This is a genomic window from Rhizobium rosettiformans W3 (genome assembly GCF_004912135.1).
Classification (GTDB): domain Bacteria; phylum Pseudomonadota; class Alphaproteobacteria; order Rhizobiales; family Rhizobiaceae; genus Allorhizobium; species Allorhizobium rosettiformans.
The window spans coordinates 1-10,750 of sequence record NZ_STGU01000035.1 but is presented as its reverse complement, the minus strand read 5'-3'; the positions used below and the strand labels follow the sequence as shown (position 1 = coordinate 10,750).

The window sequence follows — 10,750 nt, the reverse complement described above, 5'->3', positions numbered from 1 at the left end:
ATTTATCCGACGGTGGCAGGATCAAGAAGGTGGGCAAGAACGAGCTAATTATGGTCTGTTTCTGGTAGAGCTGTGCGACCTCCTTGAGGTTCCTCATCCAGATCCCGCGTCTGCTACCACGGAGAATAATGGCTATGTCTTCGAGCGCGTTGTCAGAGAGGTGACTAGAGACGGCAGCAGCTCCTTGAAGCGTATTGACCTCTACAAAAAGGACTGCTTCGTACTCGAGGCCAAGCAAAGCAGGCTCTCTGGAGAAAAGCAGGTATCCGGAGGACTGCAATCTTCGGGCATTGAGTCCACACCACGTGGCCGGAGAGCAAGCGCTAATCGCTCCTGGGACGTCCTGATGATGAACGCCCGCGCGCAAGCCGAAAACTACGTCCGGCTACTGCCGACCTCCGATGAGCCGCCGCCTTTCGTGCTGGTCTGCGATGTCGGCCACGCGATCGAGGTCTATGCGAATTTCCGTCGTGACGGGAAGGCCTATGACCAGTTCCCAGATCGCCGCTCCTTCCGCATCTATCTGGAGGAGCTGCGCGACGAAACGGTGCGCGCCCGGCTGAAGGCAATCTGGACCGATCCTCTCTCACTCGATCCGACCCGCCACGCGGCCAAGGTGACGCGCGAAATCGCGACACGCATCGCCAAAGTTTCTAAGGCGCTGGAGGAACAGGGGCATCCGACTGAGGAGGTCGCGATGTTCCTGATGCGCACGCTCTTCACAATGTTTGCTGAGGATGTCGAGCTTCTGCCAAAGGACAGCTTCAAGGACCTTCTCGCCGACTGCACGGAGAAGCCCGAGATATTCCCCGGCATGATGCAGGATCTGTGGAAGGCGATGGACGAAGGCGGCTTCACCGCGACGATCCGCGAGAAGGTGAAGCGTTTCAACGGTGAGTTTTTCAAGAACCGCCGCGCCATGCCGCTCGCCAGGGAAGAGATTGGCGAGCTTGCGGCTGCTGCCCGCTATGACTGGAAAGATGTCGAGCCTGCCATTTTTGGCACCTTTCTCGAACAGGCTCTCGATCCGTACGACCGCCGTAAGCTCGGCGCCCATTATACTCCGCGCGCCTATGTCGAACGACTGGTGATCGCGACCGTCATCGATCCCTTGCGATCAGAGTGGGACGCCGCGCGCTCCACCGCCGACCGGCAGAAGGCCGAGGGAAAGGCGGATGCGGCTATCAGGACAGTGCAAGCCTTCCACGACAGGCTCTGCGATACCAAAGTGCTCGACCCTGCTTGTGGTACTGGCAACTTCCTTTACGTCTCGCTTGAGCTGATGAAGAAGCTCGAAGGCGAAGTGCTGGAAGCGCTTGCCAATCTCGGCGGCCAGGAGGGGCTGGCGCTTGAAAGCCACACGGTCGATCCGCACCAGTTCCTAGGGCTTGAGGTCAATCCACGCGCGGCGGCCATTGCCGAGCTGGTCCTATGGATCGGTCATCTGCAATGGCATTTCAAGAACCGAGGCGCCGCGCCATCAGAGCCGATCCTCAAAGCCTTCCACAACATCGAGAACCGCGACGCGGTGTTGCTTTGGGACGGCTATCCGCTGCCCCAGGTGAAGGACGGTGTGGACACCTACCCCAATGCGCGCCGGCCGAAATGGCCTGATGCCGATTACATCGTCGGCAACCCACCCTTTGTCGGCGGCAAAGACATCCGCGCCCGCATGGGGAGCGCCTACGCCGAGGCGCTGTGGAAGGCGCACAGCCACATGAATGACAGCGCCGATTTCGTTATGTATTGGTGGGATCGCTCCGCCGACATTCTGCTGAAACCCAAGAGTCGCTTAAAACGCTTCGGTTACGTCACCACCAATTCGATCAGCCAGGTGTTTCAACGCCGGGTGATGGAGCCTTATCTCAACGCCAAGAAGCCGCTGTCGCTGACAATGGCGATTGCCGATCATCCGTGGACCAAGGTGACACGGGACAGTGCGGCCGTGCGAATTGCTATGACAGTAGCGCAGGCCGGAAAACATGACGGGAGGCTGATGGAGGTGACGGCAGAGGAAGGGGTCGAGACTGACAGTCCGGTAATCCTGTTCGAGGAGAAAATTGGGCGGATCAACGCAGATTTGACGGTGGGGGTAGATCTAGCATCGGTGATCCCCATGAGATCCAATGAAGGACTGTCGTCGCGCGGCATGTCGCTGCACGGCTCTGGCTTCATTGTGAAGCCAGAAGATGCCGAACATCTCGGCCTCGGACGAAGCCCTGGCTTGGAGCGCCATATCCGCCTCTATCGCAACGGCCGTGACCTGACCGACCGTCCACGTGGTGTGATGGTCATCGATCTCTTTGGCCTTACGGCGGAAGACGTCCGTGTTCGTTATCCGGCGGTCTATCAGCATGTGCTTACGACAGTGAAACCGGAGCGGGATGTCAACAATCGGGCGACCTATCGCGACAATTGGTGGATCTTCGGTGAACCCCGTCGGGATCTACGACCGGCTCTTGTCGAGCTTCCGCGCTATATCGCAACTGTCGAGACTGCCAAGCACCGCATCTTTCAGTTCCTCGACGCCTCGATCCTGCCCGACAACAAGTTAGTAGCCATTGGCCTGAGCGACGGCTATTGGCTTGGGGTTCTGTCCTCCCGCTTCCATGTCCCATGGGCGATGCGCACCGGGGGCTGGCTTGGCGTCGGCAATGACTCAGTCTACGTCAAATCCCGTTGTTTCGACCCCTTCCCCTTCCCCGATGCCTCCGACACCCAGAAATCCGCCATCGGCGCTGTTGCCGAAGAACTCGATGCCCATCGCAAGCGGGTACTCTCAGAACATCCGCATCTGACGCTAACCGGCCTCTACAACGTGCTGGAGCGGCTGAAGGCAGGCGCGAAACCTGACGATCTGGACGCCAAGGAGCGCCGCATCTTCGACGATGGCCTCGTGCTGATCTTGAAGGAACTGCACGACAAGCTCGATCTTGCCGTGGCGGAAGCCTATGGCTGGCCGGTCGATTTGGCGGAAGAAGAGGTGCTGGCCCGGCTCGTTGTGCTGAACAAGGAGCGCGCCAAGGAAGAAAAGCGCGGGCTGGTGCGCTGGCTGCGCCCCGACTATCAGATCCCGCGGTTCGGCTCGGACAAGGAAAAGGCTGAGCAGCTGGAGGCCGATCTCGGCGAGGCGATCCTGGAGGCCGTCTCCGGCCAGAAGCCTGCCTTCCCCGCCGACGAACGCGACCAGACGCCTGCCGTTTTGCACCAACTTATCGCAGCCGAAGGCGGCGTCGACGCGCTTACGATTGCGCTGTCCTTCCGCCAAGGACGAAAGTGCTTGCCCGCAGTGAATGCCGTTCTCTCGTCCCTGGTTCGGATGGGGTTGGTCTCAACAAGAGAAGGCAAATCGTTCAGCTGGCGTAGCGTGGCGTGATGCCTCGGAGGCGCTGTCAGAAACAGTCATCGAGGCGACCGATTAGGTGTGACATCAGCTGCCAATAACCGGGTTCTCCTTTGCGAAAGAGATGAGGGTCGCGTCAGTAGCAGGTTTTGCGGGTATCAACAGTTCGTGCAGGCAGATGAAGCTGCACGCGTATATCGGAAGCAGCAGCTCTAAGGCTGCCAATCTTTCATCTGCAGCACATTTCCTCCTAGCTTCTGAAACGCCCGCTGGCGACAGGAGAACACGATAATCTGCTGGTCTCGAGACTGCCTGTGGAGTGCGTCGAACATCTTCTCGATGCGGTCGTCGTCCGAATAGACCAGAGCATCATCCAGGATAACAGGGGCCGGCCGGCCGTCACGCGCGAGAAGCCGTGCAAACGCCAGCCGCGTCAGGACGGACAACTGCTCCCGCATTCCCCCGCTCAGGCGGTCGACATCCTCTTCCTGCCCATTGCGCAGGATGGTCTGGGGTAGAAGCGTCTTGTCATCGAAGGTGATCGAAACATCGTCGAAGAGCAGTCTCAGCAGCGGTCCGAGCTCAGCCATGACAGGTTTGAGGTAGAGTTCACGAGCCTCAGACCTGGCATTTTCCAGGGCGGTGGTCACACGCTGGAGGACAGCCACCTCCTTCTCAAATGCCGCCACCCGCGCAATCGCCGCAGTGAGTGCCTCCGAAGTCTCCCGCCACTTCTCTTCCACGGCTTCGTCGGATTGTGCGCGGATCTCTGCGTTCAGGCCGGCCATGGTCTCCCGTAGTGTATTGATTTCCTTGTCGGCTGCCGCTTCGATCGAGCGAGCACGGGTCAGCGCCGCCTCGATCGACGCGAGATCACCGGCATCTTCACCCAGTTTGAGGACATGGGCCTCCGCCTCAAAAAGCGATTTATCCAGATCGCTTAGCTTGGCAGACAATGTGTGCTCGCGCTCTGCACGCACTTCTTCCGGCCCGAGGATCACAGCTAACTGTGCCTGATCGGAAGTCAGAGACGCCAATCGCGTCTCCGCGGCGACGAAGGCGTCATTGGCACGAGACTGGTCTGGCTCTACCTCACGGAGGGCGAGACGCGCCTGCTTGCGGCGTTCTTCGGCTTGTCCCAGCGCGGTGCGAAGCAGCGCCGGATCCTCATCCAGGTCGAGACCCTCGAGGCTGGTTGTGTTACCTGCTTCGACTTCCTCTCTGAGTTTCGCCAGGCCCTCTGGAGCAATGAAGGACAGCCGGTCTCTCAATCCCCGCAAGTCAGCATCGGCCAGCTGTGCCCTTGCCTGCCTGTCTCGCGCTGCAGAAAGGCTATCGACGACCATGGACGCAAGAAGGGCGGTTCTTGCCGCTTCTGCCTTCACCAGTTGGTTGTCGCTCCGACCGGGGCGGTAGGAACGCAAGGTAATTGTCCCAATTCCTGCGACTTCAAGCCGAGCATGTCCGTCGTAGGTACGGTCTTCGCCATCTACCAAGGGCTGGCCGTCGAGGGTCACCGTTCCGGCTGTATCGGCTTCGTAGTGGACTGAGACTGACGGGCGAGCCGCCTCATCGATGGCACGCAGCTTCGCAATTTCGACTTCGCATGCTTGCAGTTCTTCGACGGACTTTGTCGGTATTTGCAGAAGTGCGAGTTGAGCCTCACCCTCTTCAATGCTCTGACGTAGCTTCTCCGCCTCGGCCAATCGCTGCTTCAAGTCAGCCAAGCGCTTGTGCGCCTCGTGTGCTTTCGTTGCCGCGTCGAAGCGGGCTAGCCGCTCGCGGAGCCCCTGCTCCTCAGCCTCCGCGAGATCCACGTTCTCACGTGCCTTTTCGATCGCATCGGCCACCTGCCGGCGCCGCTTTATCGCTTCAGCCCTATTGTTCTCTGCAGAAGCTACATCTTCTTGCAGAAGGACTGCTTTCTCCCGAGCTTCGGTAAACGCCTTGAATTCCCGCTCTGCCGCGTTTCGCCTCTCGCGGACAAGCTTCAGTTCCGCTTCTGCCGTTTTCAGTTTCTCGTTCTGCGCCTTGGCGGCATCGAACCTGCTCTGGGCTGTCTGAATCGCCGCCCTGCGCTCTTCTCTTTCTGCAGGACTGTCGAGTTCGACAAGTCTCGCTGCTGCGTTCGCGCGTTGGTCCAGCGCTTGGCGCAATCGGGTTACCTCGGCTGCCAGCCGCACCTCATCCGCGGCGAGCCTATCCCGTTCCTCGATCGCAGCTGCGTAGCGACCGCCAGCCTTCGGTCTGCCGGTGGCCGTGACGATGTCCGACAGGGCTTCTTTCGCGGCCGCCATGATGTCGGCCATCCGGCGTCCGCCGGTTACTGCCTCCACCTCTCCCTGGACGGATTCGAGCAGGCTTTGGCGGACCTGCTTTTCCCCCTCCTCCTCGGTCCGGCTTCGCTTCTCCATGCCGGTGATACCCTGGCGCACCCAGAGGAGACCCGCAGGTCCGGAGGTCCCTCCCCTGATCAGGCTGGTGATGAAGTTTTCTGCCTCATCAGCCTGGGCGACGAGACGGCCGGATCCAAGATCCACAACACGGGCTGACCGCCCACCATAATACTGCTTGGTAATTCGGAAGCTGCCCTCGCCAGTGGTAATATCGGCCTCGACCAACGGGTTCCCCCCACTATAGGGGCGCAGTCTCTGAACATCGCCCGGCGTGCCGGAATGAGGTTGGAAGAAAAGGGCATGCAGAGCTTCAAAGCTCGTCGACTTGCCGAACTCGTTGGCGGCGCAAAGCACGTTCACGCCGTCGCCGATACCTTCGATGGCAACACCACGGCCGCCAAACCGTTTGACGTTGAAAAGGCGCAGGGCTGAGATCTTCATGGCGTGATCGCCTGTGTGTAGGAGTAGAGACGCATCAAGGCCGCTCGCGCAATCTCACGCTCAGACAAGGGTCGACGTTCATCCGTAGACTCGGCAAGGAGAGCATTGGCAGCTTCACGCAGGGCGCCACCGCGATCGATCTGGTCCAGGTCTTCCAGCTCGCATTCCGTGACCAATCCATCCTGGTGTAGCTTCAGAAAAGCGAAATCCGGAGCAGCCTTTTCAACGGCGGCGGAGAGCTCCGTGCGCGCTGCGAGGCGAGTGCGCCCTGATGCCACCACCCGGATCAGCGAGTTTCTGCGTTCCCGCAAAGCCGGGAGCAGGGAATTGAGTGCAGGCTCTGGAGCGTCGCTTTCGAGCAGATGAAGATCGAGGCTCTGCCAGGCGAACGTTGCCGTGGGCAAGGCCTGGATTGCGGGCAGCATCGAGTTACCGGCAATCGTGACCAGAAGAGCCGTACCCGGCGCGTCATGCTTGAAACGGTCCGGCTCTGGTGTCCCGCAATAATGGGTTCTCGCGTCTACACTCACCATGCCGTGCCAATCGCCAAGCGCAAGATAATCAAGCCCCGCGCGTCTTGCCCGGTCCGGCGCAATCACCTCGGAAGCGCCTCCCTCTTCTGAAAAGCTGCGAATGGCACCATGGGCAAGCCCAATACGCAGCGTCCCATCGGGTGAGGCTTGACCATCCATCCATTCCGTCAGGTCTCGGCCGGGGCGACGGGTGGTGCAGGGTGCGGGCAATAGGACGACACCGCTCGCCAATTCGATCGGCCGGGGCTCGACCGCGAGTACGACGTTTTCGGGTGCTTCTGCCCTTAACGTGGTCCAGAGCTGGGAGGCCTGCAGGGAATCGTGATTGCCCGGCAGGATCACCCACCTGATCGCGGGATCATCCGCCATCTCGGCAAAAGCCTGGCGTCGCACCTGCGCTGCAGGCGTCTCGGTATCGAATGTGTCTCCTGCGAGTAGCACCGTTGTCGCGTTTTGCTCGCGGGCATGTGCAGCCAGCCGCGTGATAATAGTGTGTCTTGCTTCCCGCAAACGGCTGGGCAAGTCACCCTCGAAGTTGCCGAAACGCTTTCCGAGATGAAGATCGCTGGAATGGATAAATCGAAACATGACCACCGGTTGTTGAGAGGCACACGAGTGTCTGCCCCGTTAGTTCACCCAAGTCTATCTCATTCTCTACAGCGATCACCATCTGTTTGAGCGTGGGGCGGCGTCAGACGAGTAGCCAAGCGCTGTTCAGCGAGGCTCCAGGGATCAAGCTGGGCAAAACCCGGATGAGCGACCGTTGCGATTATGGCATGCAAGGCTTCTTCAGCCTACACTGGCTCGGACGGGAGTAAGAAAACTGTTTGCAACGCGACAGAGGACCCTCCCCGCCATCGGCACTCGAAAGAGATTCTGTAACGCAACAGCATCGGGTTTACCTTATGTCGCGCAAGGGGCCGCATCGCCACCATTACGTTCCACAAATGGTACAGCGAAACTTTGCCAACGAGAGCTGGGGCCTAACTTTCCGGCGGCGGCGCATGCCCGTTGGCCAGATTCGCGTCTCCAAGCCATCTAACCCGTTTGTCGAGAACCACCAGTATACGCTTGTTGTTGAAGACGGCGTGCGCGACTGCTCTCGGACCAAGTTTTGGACCGCCGGGAATTAGAGTTTTCGGCCGGTCCCAAGTTTGGTCCCAGAGCAAGAAAACCCAAGACTCTCCCTAAATTCGGATGAAAGTCGGGTCTCAGGTCAGGATTTATCGGATTCATTGGCGACAATGATCAAACATCGTGAATTCGGGTGAGCCGTTGTCCCATTTCTCATCCACACCCAGAATAAGAAGCGTGGCAAACGTTAGGGGCGAGAGTGCGGAAGGGGCCTAGTCGCTATTGTCGTATTCCCTTTTGAAACACCTGGAGGTCGCATAAGCGATGTTCGTCTTCAGCCGTTGGCTGAACGCCGATCGCAACCATACCTTTATTCGCATCTAGAAATACGCGCGCCGATGTGCGATCAAATGTTTCGTCACAGATCGCATAGGGGGAGGCTTATGACGGGAAGAAACGTCTGTACGGACTGCTCGGCGAGCGACGCCTGGTCAACCACGAACACACGTAATACGTAAGTCTCCAACTATCTTATACACCATGCCGATCAGTTTCGATCAATCCGGCTCGCGGAAACTCGAGGACACGGCTGAGGCGGACGCTCCAGCTCCATGCTAAATGCTACAGATACTATCGCTGGTTCCAGTATCAATGCCCACCCGGGGGTTTACGTCCTCGGATGCTACGATACGCGTATCACCTTCTACTCGCAGCAAGTCAGAGCTCTCGAGCTCGCACATGCGCTCTTTCACGAGCACAGGCTCCCAGCCAATGCGCGGGTTGCTGTCATCGGCGGCGGCGCAGCCGGACTAACGCTTGCTGCAGCCCTCGCCTTGCAGGGCGGCGTAGGCGTCCAACTATTCGAGAAGGCACATCATCTGTTGCCTTTGCAGGGAGATTCGCAGCGTCGACGCCTAGATCCGCATATCTACGATTGGCCAAATCCCGATGCTGACCACGAAAGAGCAGAATTGCCATTGCTTGATTGGCGTTCCGGATCGGCGATCGACGTCCGCAGGGCCGTGCTGCGGGAGTTCAGCGAAATTCAAATGGCGGCTGAAGATCGTTTATCTGTGCGCACGAGGCATTTGATTACAGCCATTACACCCCAGGCCGGCCGCTTCATCGTTTCTTTTGAGCGAGAGGCCGATGGGGGCGCGCGCGAGGTTGCTAGCCAAGAGTTCGATATCGTCGTGCTAGCCATTGGCTTCGGCATCGAAAACCCCTTCGCCCTGCCCGGGACAGACACCCCTAGCTACTGGCGCGACGCGGGTGTGCCAGGAGCCGAGATTGCAGGGAACGCTCGGCCAACATTTCTCGTCAGCGGTAATGGCGACGGCGGCCTGATCGATCTCATTGCGGCTGCAAGTTCGACGTTCCGGCACGATGACATCGTCCGAGGCATCGCCCAGCGGCAAGGCGTGCAGGCCTTGCGTGGCCCTTTGTTAGCAATCGACGCTCAGGCGCTCGCCGCCGAGTCAATGGGGCAAGGTTTCGATTTCGTTACCGCGTATGAAAATGCAATTGGCGTCGAAGTCGAAAATCTTGGACTTGTAGACCAGATGCGCGGGCAGATGCGCGTAGGTGTGCAGCTGTTTTTTTCAAACGCGCGAGAACGAACTTCTATCGATCAGAACATCCCGCTTAAATCGTCTCGCTGTCTTCCTCTTGAAGAAGGCCTGCGAACGGCCGGGCGCTGAAAGATTCTCGCATGTCACCTGTAATGACGTACAGCAACTGGCGTCTCAGCCGGGTGACCGTATTGGGTCGAGGCGATTCTTGTGTGGGACGACGACGGTCGTGGCCGACTGGGTAATTGCCCGGCGCGGACCAGGACGTGATGCGATCCGCCAACCATTCGAAAACCTGCTCGCCGGTTATGACTCCGAACATGCCCAATGGGTAACGGCCTTTCCTGTAGACAGTATTGCTCCCAAGCTCAATACCGCAACACGAGATCACTTTTTACGCTTATCTCGTCAAGCCCGATTACCTCCGCCGCGTTACCACCTCGACGCAATACTTGCCGCGGTTCCGCGGAGCAGCAAGCTCTGGCTTGTCGATAACCAGGCGCGCTGGAGCGGGGATACACCACTCGCCGATATTGCTACATTTTGGTCTGACGATAGTACCCAGCGCGAACTCACCGTCATAGATCCGCCCGACCACCTCGGACCCGCACTTGCTCATGCTGTTGCGCGTCTCGCCATTCATTCGCCACGCGCGAGCTTTCTCGTGGATGTCGCGCGCTGGCAGCCATTCCTGACAACGCTCTCAAGCGCGTCACCCAGCGCAGCTGACCTGCGGCTGCCTAGTCTGCGGGCGCTGGGTGGCGACCCATCCATTCTCAATTCGATAGTTTGCGCGCCAAACGATCTGGCTGCAGACATCAACAGGAGACTCGACAGTTGGCTGCTCGAGGCGGTCGACCGCCACCTAAAACGGTACATCAGTCATGCGGAGGACCCCGGCCACCTGGTGTCATTTGTCGCGGCAGCCGATATTCGCGAGCAAATGGGACCGACTTGGCAGGGCTGGATCCACCGGTTTCGAACCGAGCCCGGTCTGCTGCCCCGCTTCTTCGGTCTTGCGGTCTGCGCAAAGGACGACGAACAAGCAGGGCTGGAAGGCACGGTCCTCGCCGGACGCTTGCTGCTCAAGCCCTTGATTCGCGCTTGCGCCGTAGCGCTCACGGTTGCTACTACCTGGCAGGTCATCGCCCCGCGCGATAGCCGACCTGGAAACTTACGCCGTGACATCAACGGGACGGTGCGATCGGGCCATACTTGTGCAGCAACCTTTATTGACAATGAGGACATGGCCATCATGGCGTTGCGGCATGCTTGGACCACTGAATTTGTTCTTCTTCCCATGCAATCGGCCCCAACAGCCATGATCATGGAAGCCAACCACTCGCTTAGTAATACTAGCGATGTTATACCACTTCTTGGTCAATCTGGCGT

At 59.1% G+C, this 10,750-nt stretch carries 5 protein-coding genes and 1 pseudogene; 3 read left to right on the top strand and 3 right to left on the bottom strand.

Annotated elements, in window-relative coordinates; translation table 11 throughout:
• Positions 1-3,376 (top strand): class I SAM-dependent DNA methyltransferase (locus tag FAA86_RS23650; protein WP_205910067.1); only part of this gene is annotated, 3,376 nt, incomplete at its 5' end.
• Positions 3,377-3,501: 125 nt separating this feature from the next.
• Here FAA86_RS23650 and FAA86_RS25245 read toward each other — a convergent pair.
• The 3 genes and pseudogenes from FAA86_RS25245 to FAA86_RS23635 all read right to left on the bottom strand — a co-directional run.
• A pseudogene (locus FAA86_RS25245) lies at positions 3,502-3,555 on the bottom strand ((2Fe-2S)-binding protein); the annotation flags it as partial.
• Positions 3,556-6,180: a DNA-binding protein gene (locus FAA86_RS23640; RefSeq protein WP_136543685.1), complete on the bottom strand. Its 2,625-nt coding sequence runs from the start codon at positions 6,178-6,180 to the stop codon at positions 3,556-3,558.
• Positions 6,177-7,301, bottom strand: a complete 1,125-nt coding sequence (locus FAA86_RS23635) for a metallophosphoesterase family protein (RefSeq protein ID WP_136543683.1) — start codon at positions 7,299-7,301, stop codon at positions 6,177-6,179. Before FAA86_RS23635 ends, FAA86_RS23640 begins: the two co-directional genes overlap by 4 nt.
• Before the next feature lie 1,097 nt (positions 7,302-8,398).
• Here FAA86_RS23635 and FAA86_RS23630 point away from each other — a divergent pair.
• Both FAA86_RS23630 and FAA86_RS23625 read left to right on the top strand, forming a co-directional pair.
• Positions 8,399-9,487: an NAD(P)-binding protein gene (locus tag FAA86_RS23630; protein WP_136543681.1), complete on the top strand. Its 1,089-nt coding sequence runs from the start codon at positions 8,399-8,401 to the stop codon at positions 9,485-9,487.
• Between the two features lie 100 nt (positions 9,488-9,587).
• A partial coding sequence (locus FAA86_RS23625; protein WP_136543679.1) for an ABC-three component system protein occupies positions 9,588-10,750 on the top strand: 1,163 nt, incomplete at its 3' end.

Excerpts from the sequence above, each read along its gene's own strand:
- FAA86_RS23640 (WP_136543685.1), bottom strand. The coding sequence starts at position 6,180 with ATGAAGATCTCAGCCCTGCGCCTTTTCAACGTCAAACGGTTTGGCGGC.
- FAA86_RS23635 (WP_136543683.1), bottom strand. The coding sequence starts at position 7,301 with ATGTTTCGATTTATCCATTCCAGCGATCTTCATCTCGGAAAGCGTTTC.
- FAA86_RS23630 (WP_136543681.1), top strand. The coding sequence starts at position 8,399 with ATGCTAAATGCTACAGATACTATCGCTGGTTCCAGTATCAATGCCCAC.